The organism is Tenacibaculum geojense, assembly GCF_042676005.1.
Classification (GTDB): domain Bacteria; phylum Bacteroidota; class Bacteroidia; order Flavobacteriales; family Flavobacteriaceae; genus Polaribacter; species Polaribacter geojense.
On sequence record NZ_JBHTJR010000051.1, the window covers coordinates 274252 to 291844 of the forward strand.

A 17593-nucleotide genomic window follows, 5' to 3' on the forward strand; every position below is an offset into this window, starting at 1 on the left:
ACTTCGGTTTTTTTTATGCCTTTTTAGCTGCTATTAATTTTTCTAACATCAACTCAACCCCATAATTATTATTACTTTCAGTCATAAAATTTGCGGTAGATTTAACGTTTTCATGCGCATTTTCCATTGCAAAACTATAAGTAGCTTGTTGCAACATTTCTATATCGTTGTTATAATCGCCAAAAACCATGGTTTCAGCTGGTGATATGTTATGTTTTTGTTGTAGTTGAAACAATGCATTTCCTTTATTTGCCAAATTATGTGATAAATCTACCCAAACCTCTCCAGATACTTTAACTTTTAACTCAGGTTCAAAATGTTTCACTAATGGATATACGTTTTTTTCTGCACCAGACTTGTTACAAATAGCTATTTTTAAACATTGATCATCAACAACATCATGTAAATTATCCACAACCTCATAACGATCATAGAATTCAGAAAAGAAATTTTCAAAATCTTGACCATAATTTTCTATGTATCCTTTTTTTCTTCCGCAGAAAATAACCTGAGTATTAGGCAAGCTCTTAGCTGTTTTAATAATGTTTTGATATATCTCTTTTTGAAGCTCTTTAATTTGCAATTCTTGATTTTGCTTCATGGTAAGCGCCCCATTTTCAGCAATTACATAAATATCATCTTTAATTGGCTTTAGCTTTTCTATGATACTATAATACTGTCTACCACTGGCTGCAACAAAATGAACATTTAATGCCTTTAGTTCTTCAAACAACTCAAAAAAGCGTGAACTTACTTTTCCTTCTGAGTTAAGTAAAGTTCCATCCATGTCTGTTGCTACTAATTTCACTTTTGATAAATCCATATGATGATTTTTATTCATTAAAAAACTCTAAAGTTATACACCTTAGAGTTTTACTATTATTTATTAAAATTAAATATATATTAAATTATGGTGCTGGATTAGGAATAGCAGCATGAACCGCTTCTATTTCAGCTAAAATTTCTTCAGATAACTCTACGTTAATTGAGTTAATATTTTCTTTTAACTGATCCATTTTAGTTGCACCAATAATATTACTAGTAACAAATGGCAATTGATTGATGTAAGCTAATGACAATTCAGACAATGTAAGTCCGTATTTATTAGCTATTTTTAAGTATTGCTCTACTGCATTTTGAGCGCTATCTGTCATATAGCGAGCAATAAACCTTGGAAACAAAGTTCCTCTAGCTCCTTCTGGCTGACCGCCATTTAAATACTTACCAGATAAAACACCTTGTGCCAGCGGTGAATATGCTAACAACCCAATATTTTCCCTTAAAGAAACTTCAGACATTCCGTACTCATACGAACGGTGAATTAACGAGTAAGAGTTTTGTACCGTTACCATTCTTGGAAGTCCTTTTTCTTCAGCAGCTTGTAAATATTTCATAGTTCCCCACGGTGTTTCGTTAGATAAACCAACGTGTTTAATTTTACCTTGTTTAACTAATTGTTGAAGCGCTTCTAATATTTCTAAATGATTTTCTGCTTCTTTGGCAGCTGTTTTGTAAGGATAATCTCTAACTCCAAAGCAGTTAACTCCTCGGTTAGGCCAATGTAACTGATATAAATCTATATAATCTGTTTGTAAGCGTTGTAAACTTCCTTCAACGGCCTCAATAATATTACTTCCTGTTAAACCGCCAGATCTAATATGCTTGGTATAATCACCTCCTCCAGCAATTTTAGATGCTAAAACTACTTTATCTCTGTTTCCTGTTTTTTTAAACCAGTTTCCTATTATTTTTTCAGTTGCACCATAGGTTTCCGGCGTAGCTGGAACTGCATAAAGCTCAGCAGTATCAAAAAAGTTGACACCTTGATCTAATGCGTAATCCATTTGTTCAAAACCCTCTGCTTCTGTGTTCTGTTTTCCCCAAGTCATGGTTCCTAAACATATTTTAGAAACTTTTACATCTGTATTGGGTAATGTTGTATATTTCATCAATTATATTCTAATGTCTAATTAAAAATTCTGTTTCTGTTCTATTTTTCAATTTACTTATTAATGATAAGCTGCAAACTCCTAGTAAAAATAAATAACCTAAAATTATTTTTACTGTTCCAAGTTGGGCTAAACCAACAAATAAATTAGAAAGACCCTTTCTTGCTCCATCACTATATTCATAAATAAGACCACTTTCAATGTCAACAGCTAAAAAATAAACCCATAAAAATATCAATGTTACAAATACTATTGAAAAGAATTGTGGTTTTATATGTTTAAAAACTTTTGGTTTTTCTAACTTATATTCAAATTGATTTAGTTTGTTTTTTAACTCAAAAATAATTTCTGCTTTTATTTTATGAATTTCTACTGTAAACTCTTCTTCACTATCCTTTCCATATTGAATCAAAATATTTTTATTATTTAAAGGACTTTCAATCTTTTTTATATAAGAAAAAGGAATTCCAAATAAAAAATCTGGTACTTGATTATTATCTAGAACTTCTTGATTTTTTTTTCTATTCTCTTTTCTAATACTTCCAAAAAACAATTTATCTGTTGTAATTACAACAATGTAGGTTGCATTATGGTTTACATACCAATATTTCATATTACAATTTTAGCCTTACTACTTCAAAATAGCTTCTATACCAGGTAACGTTTTACCTTCTAAGCTTTCTAACATGGCACCACCACCTGTTGATACATAACTTACTTTGTTACCAAAACCAAATTGTTTTACTGCCGCTACTGAATCTCCTCCTCCAACTAAAGAGAATGCTCCATTTTCTGTAGCTTTTGCAATTGAATTTCCTAATTCAATTGTACCCTTTGAGAAGTTTTCCATTTCAAAAACTCCTAAAGGACCATTCCATAAAATAGTTTTAGAGTTGTTAATTACTCCGTCAAACAATTCAATAGTTTTTGGACCTACATCTAAGCCCATCCAACCTGCTGGAATTTCATTTGTATTTACCACTTTTGTTGTAGCATCATTAGAAAAAGCATCTGCAATAACCGCATCTACAGGTAAGTAAATTTGTACTCCTTTACCCTTGGCCAATTGTATAATATGTAATGCTAGCTCTAATTTATCATCTTCTACTAAAGAGTTTCCTATGCTACCTCCCATGGCTTTTATAAACGTAAATGTCATACCTCCACCAACAATAATATTATCTACTTTATCAATAATATTTTCTATAATGGTAATTTTTGATGATACTTTAGCGCCTCCTAAAACAGCCGTTACTGGTTTTTCTGAATTATTTAAAACTTTGTCGATACTTTGAATTTCTTTAGACAATAAACTTCCAAAACATTTATTATCAGTAAAAAACTGAGCTACAACTGCGGTAGAAGCATGTGCTCTATGTGCTGTACCAAAAGCATCATTTATATAAATATCTCCTAACTTTGATAATTTTTCTGCAAAAGCAACATCTCCCGCAGTTTCTTCACTATAAAAACGCAAGTTTTCAAGTAGTAAAACCTCTCCATTAGTTAAATTAGCAACTGCTTCTTCTGCAGTTTCACCAATACAATCATCAACAAACTTTACTTGAACTCCTAAAACATTTGTTACAGAACTAACTATATGCTGCAATGAAAACTTTTCTTCTACTCCTTTTGGTCTTCCTAAATGTGAAACTAATACACAACTTCCTCCATCTTCTAATACCTTAATAATTGTATTTTTAGCAGCTTCAATTCTAGTAGTATCTGTTACTTCAAAAGAATCATTTAAAGGCACGTTAAAATCTACACGTATTAAAGCTTTTTTGTTTTCAAAGTTAAAATCAGCAATTGTTTTCATTAAATATTGTTTTAGTGTTTGTTCTTATTTAAAAGTGTTTCACAACAAAAATAACTAATCTATTTTACAATAAACATGTGTATTGAAACCTTTATATTTGTTTTATGAATTGTATTTCTGTACAAATAAGTGCCGAGCCCTTAAATCAGCAATATTGTTATAATTTTGTTACTGATGATGCTTGTGGTGGTATTGTAACTTTTGTTGGAACTGTTAGAAACAACACTCAAAACAAAGAAGTAACTCAATTAGACTTTAGTTGCTATAAACCTATGGCTATTAAAGAAATGCAAAAAATTGCCGAGGCTGTTTTAGACAAATTTGATGTAAAAAAAATAGCCATTCATCATGCAGAGGGTTTATTACAAATTGGAGATGTACCTGTTATTATTGCTGTAAGTGCCAAACACAGAAAAGAAGCCTTTAAAGCATGCGAGTTTGCAATTGACACACTAAAAACTAGCGTACCTATTTGGAAAAAAGAATATTTTATAGATGGTGAAGTTTGGGTAAACGCACATCCTTAATTTTGGGGCATTAGCTCAGTTGGCTAGAGCGTTTGACTGGCAGTCAAAAGGTCATCGGTTCGATTCCGATATGCTCCACAATTTAAAAAGCTAATTCTTGTGGCTCTTTAAACGGAATATTTACATTGTAAATTTCTTGAATTAATACTTTTATTTCTTCTAAAAACGTTGCTAGCTTTTCTGGTGTTACTGCTAAGTCTTTTGTTCTGGATGCAGAAAAATTCATGGATAAAAATCCGCTGTTTAAATTTTTAAACGAATAAATTCCAGCTTGTATATCTTGTGAATTATTATGTGTTTGATTGTACATATAAGCATACAGTAATACTTGTATTGCTTTACTAAACTTATAATCTCTAATTACAGAAAAATCTTTCACTTTTAAATCGGATGCCTCCACTTTTCCTGTTTTATAGTCTATAATTCTTATCACACCATTTAATTCATCAACCCTATCAACTTGTCCATGAATTTTAATAGGAAAATCTATACCTTCAACATGAATAGAGGCACTGTAATCTTTTTCTGTAGCTATAATTTTTAATTTATTAATATCATTTTGTAATAATTCTTTTTCTTTTTGTAAAAAATTATGCACAAACCTAATTGCTACTTCATAAATTAATCGATTTTTTCCGGTAGATATATCACCATTTTTAAAGTGTTTCGAAAAATACTTTTCAACCAAAAGCGCTACATCTTTCTCCATTTTAACTATAGTACTATGAGTTATAAATTTGCCTTCAAAAGGAGTATATAACTCATCTAATGTATCATGAACTACCGTTCCTAATGTATTAAAAGCTACTTCTTCTTCTACTTCATCAAATTCTTTAATTTTTAATACTTTTTGTTTGTAAAATGCAACAGGATTGTACAAATAATTGGTAAGTGCAGAAGGAGAAATTCCTTTGGCAGCTAACTCTTTTAGCTTATTGAAAACTTCTTCATTTTTAGAAATTTCTTGTAACTTTTTTGCTTCTGTAACTACTTTAGGACTCACTGTTTTTACTTTTATTGAGTCTTTTAACAATGATAATTGTGTTACAAACCTACTTTTTTCACCTCCTCCAAAGGCATCACTCTCTGTGTTGTACAATAAAGTAATATTTTTAGCTCGCTGAATTAATCTGAAAAAATGGTAGGAAAAAATGGCGTCTTTTTCTTTATACGTTGGCATTTTAAATGCAACCTTTGCGTCAAAAGGAATAAATGTAGTTTGCTTTGTACTTGCAGGTAAAATTCCTTCGTTTACAGAAACTAAAATAACCGTTTCGAAATCTAACACACGAGTTTCTAACATTCCCATTAATTGTAACCCTTGTAAAGGCTCTCCTTGAAATGATAAACTTTCTGATGCTATTAACTGTTTAAAAAACTGGTGTAATGTTTTTAAATCTAGAAAATAAGCATAGGTTTCTTGAAAGTTTTTTAACTGTGTAAAGGCTGTATGAAATCGAAATAAAAATTCTTTTTCTAAACCTTCTACAACATCTTTTAAAACAGCTATTAATTGTAAAATACGATCTATAAATTCATTTACAGATTCATATTTTTTAAAGACCATTGTTATCGCCTGTTGGGTAGTAGTTTCAATATTCGATAAAAAAGATGCAATATAATTTGAAGATACAAAGGTGTTATTTTCTTTAGATATATCTTCTGAAATAACATCTGATATCGAATTATCATTTGATAATAATAACCTGTAGATTAAAGGTTGCTTTAATAAACGTGTTACATCTTTATAATAAAACAGGTTTTGTGTTGTTTTAGATAATTTTTCTTGGGTAATAAATAACTGAAAAACAGAAAGCAACAAGTTCGTGGTTGGCATATCTTGTAACGGATATCCCATTGTTATATTAATCGCCGCTACTTGTTGAGGGAGAGAGTTTAAGGTAATTGGTAATAAACTTTCATCTGCTAAAACTAATGCCGTATGATTATAATTAGATTTTTGAGCTAATACTTCCGCAGCATATTTTACTTGCGTAATGTTTTTAGAGGCGCCAACTAACTCAATATTTTTAGGCTGACTAAACCAATTTCCAATAATTTTAATTTCATTTTGCTGATAATATTTCCAATTTTTTTGATAGCGTCTTACATAATTTCCAGCTGCATGATTAGAATTTAAAAAGGTAGCGTCTATATCCCAATAAACTTCTCCACTTGCCAAAGTAACTGATTTTTGAAATAATAATTCCTCTGCAGCATTTAATGCGTTAAAACCAATAAAAAAGAATTTCTTTTGATTGTTATTCGCCAAATAAGCATCTATTTTTTCTGTTGCTTCTCTATATAAAACACCTTGATATCCTATTTTATTGTCAAGTAAATAAGCATAGAAGGCATTGTATAAATCGTTTAACTTTTCTGTAAACGAATAATGATCTTTCATTAATTCGGTTTCCTGAAAACTACCTTTAACAGACCATTTTTTTAATCGTTCTACATCGCGGATATACATAAAAATTTCTCGCGTGTTAATTAAATGCTGATCTATTTCATTAAAATCTTGTAACACTGTAAATGCCCAAGAAGAGAAGACATCAAAAGAATCTGGATTTTCTTCAATTGTTTTATAAATACTGTAAAAATGAAAAAGCAATTGAACGCTATCTGCTTTTTTAATACCCGAAACTCTAGTAATAAATTCCTCTATGTTAATAACCTCTGGTAGAAAACCACTGGTTATTTCATTTTTTAATTGCTGTTTTACAAACACTCCTGCTCTTTGCGATGGTAATACAAAAACAACCTCTTCAAAAGAGCTTGTTGTTTTTAAAATATCTTGAATCGTTTCTGATATAAATGTTTGCATTAGTTACAGTTTTATATGAAGCAAAATGGATATCGAAAATACAATATTTATATTATTTTTGATTAGAACTCTTTTTTGTTTTTATTGATGAATACTGAAAAAAACCTTCATGTTGCTTTACTACAAACCGATTTGGTTTGGGAAAACCCAGCTAAAAACATTGCTAATTTTCAAAACTTATTTAGCAAGTTACCTCTTGAAACAAATTTAGTAGTATTACCAGAAATGTTTTCTACTGGTTTTAGTATGAATGCTGAAAAATTAGCTGAACCTATGAATGGTGAAACAGTAAGATGGATGCAACAAATGGCATCAAAATATACTACTGCAATAGTAGGTAGCTTAATAATAGTGGAAAATAATAATTATTACAACCGATTACTATTTGTGCATCCTAACAGAAAAATTCAGTACTATGATAAACGACATACTTTTACTTTGGCTAACGAACATAAAGTATATACAAAAGGGAATGACATTCAAATTATTGATTATTTAGATTGGAAAATTTGTCCGTTTATATGTTATGATTTACGTTTTCCTGTTTGGAGTAGAAATACTTCAAAATATGATCTATTAATTTATGTGGCTAGCTGGCCAAAAACAAGAATAAATGCTTGGGATGCTCTTTTAAAAGCCAGGGCTATTGAAAATATGAGCTATACAATTGGGGTAAATAGAATTGGTATCGATGCTAATGGATACGAATATATAGGATATAGTAATGCTTATGATTTTCTGGGAAAATCTTTAGGTAAAAATTCCAACAATAAAGAAAGTATTATAACCATTACCATAGATAAAAAAGCACAAAATGATACTAGAAATAAATTAGGCTTTTTAGATGATGCGGATCAATTTATTATACAATAAAAAAGAGCCTACTTAAGGCTCTTTTTTATTTTTTATGATGGAATCATCCATTTAAAATCGAATTTGGTATCAGGCACCACAATTCTTTCGGTTATCCTATACATTCTATCTGGTAATTTCATCAAATAATCTCTAGCTTTCTCAGCTTCTTCTGTTAACCCAGTGATTTTATCAATTTCCCAAGTTTCGTTCAATTTTCTCAAAATGTCAACATAATCAAAACCAGTATACACACCTATTCTTTGTGCAACTGTAGAGAAATCATCAAATAAACTTCCTTTTGCTCCAAAAGATTCTCTTAAATGCATAGCAGGCATAACAATTTTATGTTTCATCATATGCTCAAAAGCCAACATCATTTCACTAGGATCTATTTTAAAGATCTCATTTACAAAAGCGGTATAAGCTTTATGATGACGCATTTCATCACCAGCAATAATTTTAGACATTCTGGCTAATAATTTATGGCCTTTTTTACGAGCTATTTTTGCTACATTGTTATGAGAAACATAAGTTGCTAACTCCTGAAAACTAGTATATATAAAGTTTTTATACGGATCTGTAGAAGTTCCAATATCAAAACCATCTGCAATTAAGTGTTGCGTAGAAATTTCTACTTCTCGCATATTTACTCTTCCTGATAAATACAAGTATTTATTTAAGACATCTCCGTGTCTATTTTCTTCAGCAGTCCAAGCTCTTACCCACTTTGCCCATCCATTGTCTGGATCTTGTTGAACACCATCTAGGTCCAACAACCAAGATTCATATGTTGGTAATGCTTCTTCTGTAATGGTATCTCCCACTAAAACAACCCAAAAATCATCTTCTAATTCTTTAGAAATTTCTTGAATTTCCTTTACCTCTTCAATAAAGTTATCGCTTTGTGAATTTGGTAAAAAATCGGTTGGTTGCCATATTTTTTCAACGGGTATTAGGTAATCTTCAACAAAACCATGGATTTTTTTTTCCAAGGTTTTCATTACCTCTTTTCTAATGTTATTTAATGACATTTATATTACTTTTTATTGTGTTTTCAACTTCTATTAAAACTTCTTCCGTATTCTTATCTTTTAAATGAATAGGTTTATGCACTTCAATATGCAATGGGCTGAATATTCCTAATGGAAATTTCCCGTATTTAAATATCTTCCAAGAGTTATTAATACTAATTGGTACAATATAAGCTTCTTTATTATGGTTAATAATTGTTTTTAAACCTCCTGTGGAAAACTTTTTAGGTGCACCATTTCTACTTCTTGTACCTTCTGGAAAAATGACTGCAGACCAATTATTCTTATTAATTCTTTTTGAAAAATTAGTTAATTCTGTAATCGCTTGAAGCCTGTCTTTTCTGTCAATTAAAGCAGCTCCTCCGTGTTTTAAATTATACGATATACTTGGTATTCCTTTTCCTAATTCGATTTTAGAAACAAACTTTGGGTGATGTTTACGTAAATACCAAATTAATGGTGGAATATCAAACATACTTTGATGGTTGGCCGCAAAAATAATAGTAGTGTTTTCAGGAATTGTTTGTTTATTAATAAACTTAACACTAATACCTAAGCATAATAGACTTTTAACCAAAAACCAATTTAGAGTATCTACAGACCATTTATGTGCTTTATAACCAAATACATTAAAGCAAATCCATTGTATTGGGTGAAATATTAATAAGATTAAAAAAAAGGTGATAGCAAAGATTACCGATAAAAAATAGCTTATTATTTTCATAGGAATAAAAAAGAAAACCCGCTTTCGCGGGGTATAATTATATTGTTTGGAACCAATTAGACCAAGGTATTCTTGCCAATACTAAGAGTAGGGCTATACCGTAAAAAATAGCAAAAGTTTTAAATTTAGATTCGCTTTTAACTACTTTTTTATGTTTAGACCATCCTATGGTTATTAAAACAATGGCTAAAATCATTGTAAAAGGATGTTCTACTGCTAATAATCTTACAGAAGATTCTCCCATAGCAGTCGCTGCGTCTGATTTTAATGTTTTATACCAAGGAGACATAAAATACCATCCAAGACCAATTAATAACTGAATATGAGTTGCTATTAAAGTAAACAACCCTAACCTAAAATCTTTATGCGTAAATTCTTTTTTTTGTTTTAACCCCATAATAGCATTTACTACTGCTAAGATTAATACAACTAATACTATATATGCCCAATAAGAATGAACAGTTTTCATCATAATTTAGTTAGTTTAAATATATGGTAAAGGTACTGAATTTTATGCATAAAAAAACCACCTCAATTGAGGTGGTTAATAAATTTATTGTCAAATACTATTCATTAAGAATATACTCTGTACCGTTATTAATAAGCTTCATTTCTAAAACTCCATCACCTGGCATCCAAACATTGTAAGAAACAATAAACTTTTGTCCTTCTCCTAATTCAGGAAAATTGTTTAACAATATAGTGTTAATCTTAACCCTTCTTGATTCTACTGTCTCTTCACTTCTACCTGGACGGATATCAAAATTACCAAACCTTCCATTACCAACTAACTCATAATCTGCATCTGTTAATGTATATTTAATAGTATTATCTGGAACCCATTGTCCATCTTCAAAACCAAACTGTAAAGATGTTTCTATAATTAAAGGTACAGCACTCCATGAATTTCCATCAAAAACAAAGTTTGCAATTACTATATCATTACCAGATCCAGTAAAAGACTTATATTCTAATGCTAAGAATTGGTCTACTGAAGCAAAAGGGTACTTTTGACCTAAGAAAACCTCTAATAATCTAAGAGCCTCTGCTCTAGCTTCTTCAGATCTTCCATCAAAGTTATTAAAACGTTGACCCATCTGAGCATAATCTTCATCTGTAACCTCATATGGAGCACTCCATTCAGAAGTGTAAACAAACGTACTTGTTGTTTCAACTGGAACGAATGTGTAGAATTCATATGTTAATGCTGTGAATATGTTCCAATTCGTACCGTCAAATCTTAAAAGCATTTCTCTAGTACCAGCTGCTCCATCATAGATTGCATAAGTTACTAAGAAGAAATCTCCATCTACTGAAGTTGGGAAATTATTTAATAAAATAGTTTCTATTTTTTCTCTTCTTACTTCAATTGACTCCTCTGCTCTACCTGGACGAATGTCAAAATTGTAATATCTCCCATTACCAACCAACTCATAATCTGCATTTACTAATGTGTAATCAGCAACATTGGTTGGTGAATTATCAGTTAACACAACTTGCATAGTATCCTGACCTACTGAACCATCGTAAGTAGCATAAGTTACTTCATAAATAATACCTGGAAGGTTATCAGGAAAGTTATTTAAAAGTATTGTCTGGATTTTTTCTCTTCTTACTTCAATTGACTCTTCAGCAGCTCCTGATCTGATATCAAAATTATCAAAACGACCATTACCAACTAATTCATAATCTGCATCAGTAAGCTCATAGTTAACAATTTCAGGAACTGCATTATAAGTTAGGTATACAACAGAACCTTTGTCAGTAACATTTGGATATTTAAAAGAGAAAAAGCTTTCAAAGTCTCCTTCAGAATCAAAATATGTAAATCCTAAATCGCTATAATCTGCATCAGTAACTGTATAAGAAGATACAGAAACCTCATTATTTAAATTATAGTTAACAACTACTGATGAACCTGCACCCCATACTGGATATAATTCACTAATAAAAGATGGTAACGTTTCTTTAGCTTCATCTTCTGAGTCAAAATAATATCTACCTAAATCTAGTAAATCATAATCATCATTTGTAAGAGTAATTGTTGCATCACCAACTATTGTGTCATCAACAGCTCCTACTTCATTATAAACGTCTTCTAATGGATCACATGCAGTGAATACAAGTGATAACATTAAAATTGAATAAATTATTTTTTTCATTTTTACTTATTTTTTAAAACTTAATTTTTGCACCTAAACTGAAAGTTCTTCCAGCACCATACCACACCTGCGCACTTGCAGCGTTATTATCAGATCCATTTACTGCATCAGAAATATACTCAGTATCAAATATATTGTTTACTCTTAAAGTTAAAGTTGTGTCAAAATCACCAATTTTAAACCCGTGACGTAAACTTGCGTCAAAAGTGTGATAATTTGGCATTTTCCAAGCACTTGAAGCAACAGGAATATCTTCAACAGGAATTGGATCTTCTGAATCATTTGAACTAACCTCAAAATCAGCATATAAATCTCCAAAATAGTTGTAATCTACTGTTATGCTAGTCTTTTCCCAAAACTTGTATAACATTCCTAACGCTAATGTAGTTTGAGCAGCATCTCCTACTTTAACATCATCAATTATAGCGTTGATAAAACCTAATGACTGTTGTTGTTGATTAAAAGCTTCTAAGTTTTCAATTCTAGTGTTCCAAGTCCAATCTCCAACTGATGCCATACCTGTAATATTTAACTCTGGTAAAGGCTTCCAAACAAAATCAAATTCAAGTCCCATATGTAAAGCATTTACACCTGGTACATTAACAAAAACTTGCTCATCGTTCTCTTGGTCATATAATTGTACTGATTCAGATCTATCATCCCATTTAGTATAATATGCATTGAAATTTGCACTAAACTTTTCTGATCTTAAACCATATCCTAACTCAAATGATGTAACTTTTTCATTTTCAGCATCTGTATTGATATTTTCTATTTCGTTATCAAAAGCTGTAAACACATTTCTAAAGAATGGAGCTCTTTCAAAATATCCTACGTTTGCAAATACATTGTGTACTTCGTCAAATCTGTAATTAACACCACCTTTAGTACCAAATCCTATAAAATCGTAAACGTCAGTTGTTTGATTAGGATCTGAATCTAAATAGTTAAAGTAATCGATTCTTTGATAAGATGTATTAGAAAGCGATGATGAAATAAATGCATTAAAATTGTCATTAGAATATTCAACTTGAATAAAACCACCTAACCAATCTACAATACCATCATTATTGTATGCAATAACGTCACCAACTTTCGCTGCATTGTTTGGATTATTAACATCATTATTATCTAAGAAATAATCACCACCTAATAAATCAGTTACCTCTTGGTAATGTAATCCTTCATAGTGTCTGTAATCTATCCCTGCTAAGAAATCAAAATTATCATTAATCTCTGTTTTAAAGGTAGATAATACTCCATACCAGTTATGCTCGTTTTTAGAAGCTCTTAATACAGACTCAGCACCTTCAGCACCTCTTTCTCTGTTTATTGCAACTATATTATCAATATCAACTGGCTGATCGAAACCTCCAAGTCTTACATTAAACAAGTCAGAATTACCAGCGGTTCCTCCTCCACCTCCTCTACCGATAGAGAAATATGCAGCCGTAGACAATGAAGATCTTTCATCAATATTCCAATAGTGGTTTAAAGATGTTTGGTTTTTGTGGTAAAAGTTATCTTCAATATGAACAACTTTACCTCCTCTTAATCCCCAGTCTGGGTTAAATCTAATTCCTGACTCAGCTTCTCTGTAAGTTTGGATTGAGCTTCTATTTTGTCTTTGCCCATGTCTTTGTGGAGCACCGAAAGTAGTTAAAGATAACGTATGGCTATCATTAATTTCTTTAGAAATATTTAAAAAGTAATTCCATCCATCAAATTCAGTACCGTCAACAAAACCGTCTCCTGAAACTTTAGCAACAGAAACTGTAGATGCGAAACCATTATCCATTTTACCTGTAGATAAAGTGAATCCGTATTTTTGGTAACCATCGTTACCAGTAGAAGCAATTATACTTCCTCCTTTTTGTGAATCAGTTGATTTAGTTACAATATTAATTGTACCTCCAATAGATGGCACAGCAACTTTAGAAGCACCTAAACCTCTTTGAACCTGTGTTGTTGAAGTAACATCACCTAAACCAGCCCAGTTAGACCAGTAAACTCTACCATTCTCCATATCATTTACAGGCACTCCGTTAATCATAACAGCAACGTTTTCTGAGTTAAACCCGCGTAAATTAATTCTACCATCACCAAAACCTCCTCCAGATTTAGTTGCGTAAACACCAGGAGTTGATTTCAAAATCTCTGGAAACTCTTGATTACCAAGCTTTCTTTCAATATCAGAAGCTTTAACAGTTGAAACTGCAACTGGAGTTTTTCTGTCAATTGCTAAAGATGTAGCTGTTACAACAATTTCGTCTAAAACTTGACCATCTTCTTGTAATTGAATTGTACCTAAATCACCAGCTGTAGTATACACAACTTCTTTATTTAAGTAACCTACAAAAGATACTACTAATGTACCACTTCCTGATTTAGCGTTTAACATAAATTTCCCGTCAAAATCTGTAGCTGTACCATTTGTAGTTCCCTTCTCTACTACACTTGCACCTGGCAATGGTTCTCCTGTTTCATCGAGAATTGTACCAGATAATTTGGTTTGAGCTAATACTGTAGCCGATACAAAAAATACTGCTACAAGTAAAAAATTTTTAATGTGTTTCATTTTTTATTTAATTGTTATTAAATGCCCTGCAAAAATCTAGTTTTTACACAGCACCAATGTTAACATAATGTTAAGTTTTAACAAGTTATTAAGACCTACACAACAAAACAAAAACCCTCTATAACAGAGGGTTTTGTTATATTTTCTTTAAAACAGGAGGTGTTTTTAAGTGATAAAAAATGTTAACATATGATTTGTAATTATGAAGACTTTAAAATTTTGTTGGCTAATTCTTTTCCTAACTCAACACCAAATTGATCATAAGAATAAATATTCCAAACCACACCTTGAACAAATATTTTATGTTCATACGTAGCTACTAACATCCCTAATGTAAAAGGTGTTAACTTATTAAACTTAATAGCGTTACTTGGTCTATTACCTTCAAATACTTTAAAAGGTAATAATTGACTTATTTTTTCTTCTAACCCACAAGTTTTTAATTCTAAATGAACTTCTTCTTTTGTTTTACCAAAAGCTAAAGCTTCCATTTGAGCCTTGTAATTGGCCATTAATTTTTTATGATGATCTGTCAATCCATATAATGATTCTGAAAAACCAATAAAGTCTGCAGGTATTAATTTCGTTCCTTGATGAACTAACTGCATAAATGCATGTTGCATGTTTGTTCCTGTGCTTCCCCAAACAATTGTGCCTGTTTGATAACTTATCACGTCTCCATTTCTATCTACACCTTTACCATTACTTTCCATTATAGCTTGTTGCAAATAAGAAGGTAGTTTTGATAAGTATTGTGTATATGGCAAAATTGCTTCTGTTTCTGCGTTGTAAAAATTATTATACCAGATACTTAGTAAAGCTAATACTACTGGTATATTCTGATCAAAATTTGCAGATCTAAAATGAGTATCCATTTTCTCTGCGCCTTTTAATAAATCTTGGTAATTGTCAAAACCGATAGATAGTGATATTGACAAACCAACCGCAGACCATAACGAGAAACGTCCACCTACCCAATTCCACATTGGGAAAACATTATTTTTATCAATTCCAAAATCATATACAGCTTCTAAATTAGTAGAAACTGCTACGAAATGTTTAGCAACATCAAACACAGAGGCAGATCTCATAAACCAATCTTTAATAGTATTGGCATTACTTATGGTCTCTTGAGTTGTAAATGTTTTAGATACAATTACAAATAATGTGGTTTCTGGGTTTATCTTTTTTAATACTTCTTGTACATGGTCACCATCTACATTAGAAACAAAATGTGTTGTTAGTTTATTTTTATAAAACTGAAGTGACTCAACAATCATATCTGGTCCTAAATCAGATCCTCCAATTCCAATATTTACTACATCTGTAATCGCTTTACCAGTATAACCTTTCCATTTACCTGAGATTACTTTATTACTAAATGCTCTAATTTTTTTTAAGGTAGATTGAATTTTAGGTTTTATATCTTTTCCTTCAACTAAAATAGGAGCATCAGAAAAGTTTCTTAAAGCTGTATGGAGTACTGCTCTTTCTTCTGTTACATTAATAATATCTCCTGTAAAATACTTTTCTATAGCATCTTTTAAACCAACTTGCTCTGCAAGTTCAACTAACAAATCAATAGTTTGTTTATTAATTCTGTTTTTTGAAATATCTACTGATAATTCATCTAAACATAGAGTAAAATCTGACTCTCTTTGTTCATTTTTCTGAAATAATTCTTTTATAGTTATTGAATTTGTTTCATTAAAATGCTTTGTTAACTCATTCCAAGCAGCCGTAGTTGTTGGGTTGATATTTTGTAGTGCCATGTTAATGCGTTGCTAAAATTTCTTGTGGTACAATTAACTCTTTTTGTTCTGTAGGTAAAGCTATATTATCTAGCTGATGTTTAAGTGGTTTTATAAACTCAAAGAATTTAGGTTTTAAACTATCTTCCATTGGTTCTGCTGAAGGCAAGTCTTCTCTAAACGGATCTACTTCTCTACCATTTTTCCAAAAACGATAACATACATGGGGGCCACTTGTATTACCAGTCATTCCTACCCATCCAATAATATCACCTTGTTTTACATATTCTCCAACTCGTACCTTTCTTCTTTTCATATGCAGGTACTGTGTTGTGTATGTACCGTTATGCCTAACCTTTACATAGTTACCATTACCTCCTCTTCTTGCAGACTCTATAACTGTCCCGCTAGCGGTTGTCATTATAGGAGTACCATAAGCAGCTGCAAAATCGGTACCTCTATGTGGTCTTATTTTGTTACCATATAACTTAATTCTTCTTCGTAAGTTATACCTCGATGAAATTCTGTATTGAAATTTAATAGGTGATTTTAAAAATTGTCTACGCAATAAGCCTGCTTTATCATCGTAATATTCTGGAATTTTTAAAATAGAATCTGCTACATATCTGTAGGCATACAATTCTTTTCCATTGTGATTAAATACAGCTGCTTTTATTTTTCCGTAACCTACAGAAATAGTGTCATTAATAAACTTTTCATCAAAAATAAGCTTAAAGGTATCATCTTTCTGAAGCCTATAAAAATCTACAGTCCAAGAATATATATCGGCTACTGTGTTAGCTAAACTTGGTCTAAGCCCAAGTGTATCCATAGCTTCAGAAAAATTATAAATTATTTTACCAGCGACTTCTCTTTCTACTAATTTTATTGGTTTTTTATAGGTATACGCTTTTATAATAGAATCTTTAAAATCTATTATTGTTGATGAAACTCTATTGTGTTTATAAATAAAAACCTTGGCTTGTTCTAATGTATCTTTAGATGCTAAAATGGTATATGCTTTACCAGAACGGACTCTTCTAACATCAAAAGTGTCTTTAATAGTAGTTGCTATTTCATTAATTTTAGGATACATTACATGATGTCGATCCAGTATAATACCAAAACTCTCTCCGTTTTGTATGGTATCATTAATTACTTTATAGTTATCAAAATTAAAACCATATTTAATAGTTGGTTTTGGTTTAACTTCTTTAACTACGGTTTCTATAGCTATTTTCTCTTCTTCTTTACAAGCAAAAAGGAAAAAGATAATTAGCGAAGGAATTACTATTTTTAGCTTCAATGATTTGTATTTTTTTATGCAACGATCAAAAATACAAATTAATGCATTTCTTAGTAATTATTTA

14 protein-coding genes and 1 tRNA gene are annotated in these 17593 nt (G+C 30.9%); 3 read left to right on the plus strand and 12 right to left on the minus strand.

Annotated elements, in window-relative coordinates; all coding sequences use genetic code 11:
* Nucleotides 1-13: 13 nt before the first annotated feature.
* The 4 genes from ACFQ1U_RS11930 to ACFQ1U_RS11945 all read right to left on the minus strand — a co-directional run bounded on the left by ACFQ1U_RS11930 (nucleotide 14) and on the right by ACFQ1U_RS11945 (nucleotide 3768).
* Nucleotides 14-823: an HAD family hydrolase gene (locus tag ACFQ1U_RS11930; RefSeq protein WP_386108659.1), complete on the minus strand. Its 810-nt coding sequence runs from the start codon at nucleotides 821-823 to the stop codon at nucleotides 14-16.
* Nucleotides 824-908: 85 nt separating this feature from the next.
* Nucleotides 909-1949, minus strand: a complete 1041-nt coding sequence (locus tag ACFQ1U_RS11935; RefSeq protein WP_386108661.1) for an NADP(H)-dependent aldo-keto reductase — start codon at nucleotides 1947-1949, stop codon at nucleotides 909-911.
* Nucleotides 1950-1959: 10 nt separating this feature from the next.
* Entirely contained in the window at nucleotides 1960-2562 is a 603-nt protein-coding gene (locus tag ACFQ1U_RS11940) for a hypothetical protein (protein ID WP_386108663.1), read from the minus strand.
* A gap of 18 nt (nucleotides 2563-2580) precedes the next feature.
* Complete coding sequence (locus tag ACFQ1U_RS11945; protein ID WP_386108665.1) at nucleotides 2581-3768, minus strand: phosphoglycerate kinase; 1188 nt, start codon at nucleotides 3766-3768, stop codon at nucleotides 2581-2583.
* Nucleotides 3769-3872: 104 nt separating this feature from the next.
* On the opposite strand from ACFQ1U_RS11945, the gene ACFQ1U_RS11950 reads away from it, so the two are divergent.
* The gene (locus ACFQ1U_RS11950) at nucleotides 3873-4295 is read left to right on the plus strand and encodes a molybdenum cofactor biosynthesis protein MoaE (RefSeq protein WP_386108667.1); all 423 of its coding nucleotides are present in this window, start codon (nucleotides 3873-3875) and stop codon (nucleotides 4293-4295) included.
* 4 nt (nucleotides 4296-4299) lie between these two features.
* A tRNA-Ala gene (locus ACFQ1U_RS11955) sits at nucleotides 4300-4373 on the plus strand.
* Nucleotides 4374-4377: 4 nt separating this feature from the next.
* Here ACFQ1U_RS11955 and ACFQ1U_RS11960 read toward each other — a convergent pair.
* Nucleotides 4378-7122: a PD-(D/E)XK nuclease family protein gene (locus tag ACFQ1U_RS11960; protein ID WP_386108669.1), complete on the minus strand. Its 2745-nt coding sequence runs from the start codon at nucleotides 7120-7122 to the stop codon at nucleotides 4378-4380.
* An 87-nt stretch (nucleotides 7123-7209) separates the two neighbouring features.
* Between ACFQ1U_RS11960 and ACFQ1U_RS11965 the strand changes: the two genes are divergently transcribed.
* Nucleotides 7210-7995, plus strand: a complete 786-nt coding sequence (locus ACFQ1U_RS11965) for a nitrilase family protein (protein WP_386108851.1) — start codon at nucleotides 7210-7212, stop codon at nucleotides 7993-7995.
* Nucleotides 7996-8027: 32 nt separating this feature from the next.
* Here the strand turns inward: ACFQ1U_RS11965 and ACFQ1U_RS11970 are convergent, their stop codons facing one another.
* The 7 genes from ACFQ1U_RS11970 to ACFQ1U_RS12000 all read right to left on the minus strand — a co-directional run bounded on the left by ACFQ1U_RS11970 (nucleotide 8028) and on the right by ACFQ1U_RS12000 (nucleotide 17529).
* Nucleotides 8028-9008: an acyl-ACP desaturase gene (locus ACFQ1U_RS11970; protein WP_386108671.1), complete on the minus strand. Its 981-nt coding sequence runs from the start codon at nucleotides 9006-9008 to the stop codon at nucleotides 8028-8030.
* Nucleotides 8995-9732 carry a lysophospholipid acyltransferase family protein gene (locus tag ACFQ1U_RS11975; RefSeq protein ID WP_386108673.1) on the minus strand — a complete coding sequence of 246 codons (738 nt, stop codon included), beginning with the start codon at nucleotides 9730-9732 and terminating at the stop codon, nucleotides 8995-8997. The genes ACFQ1U_RS11970 and ACFQ1U_RS11975 overlap by 14 nt, the downstream gene beginning before the upstream one ends.
* A gap of 37 nt (nucleotides 9733-9769) precedes the next feature.
* Nucleotides 9770-10201: a hypothetical protein gene (locus ACFQ1U_RS11980; protein WP_386108853.1), complete on the minus strand. Its 432-nt coding sequence runs from the start codon at nucleotides 10199-10201 to the stop codon at nucleotides 9770-9772.
* Nucleotides 10202-10298: 97 nt separating this feature from the next.
* Nucleotides 10299-11894 (minus strand): hypothetical protein, encoded by a 1596-nt coding sequence (locus tag ACFQ1U_RS11985; RefSeq protein WP_386108675.1) that lies wholly within the window; start codon nucleotides 11892-11894, stop codon nucleotides 10299-10301.
* Nucleotides 11895-11907: 13 nt separating this feature from the next.
* Complete coding sequence (locus tag ACFQ1U_RS11990; RefSeq protein ID WP_386108677.1) at nucleotides 11908-14472, minus strand: TonB-dependent receptor; 2565 nt, start codon at nucleotides 14470-14472, stop codon at nucleotides 11908-11910.
* Between the two features lie 200 nt (nucleotides 14473-14672).
* The gene (gene pgi, locus ACFQ1U_RS11995; RefSeq protein ID WP_386108679.1) at nucleotides 14673-16244 is read right to left on the minus strand and encodes a glucose-6-phosphate isomerase; all 1572 of its coding nucleotides are present in this window, start codon (nucleotides 16242-16244) and stop codon (nucleotides 14673-14675) included.
* 1 nt (nucleotide 16245) lies between these two features.
* Entirely contained in the window at nucleotides 16246-17529 is a 1284-nt protein-coding gene (locus ACFQ1U_RS12000) for a peptidoglycan DD-metalloendopeptidase family protein (RefSeq protein ID WP_386108681.1), read from the minus strand.
* Nucleotides 17530-17593: the final 64 nt, after the last annotated feature.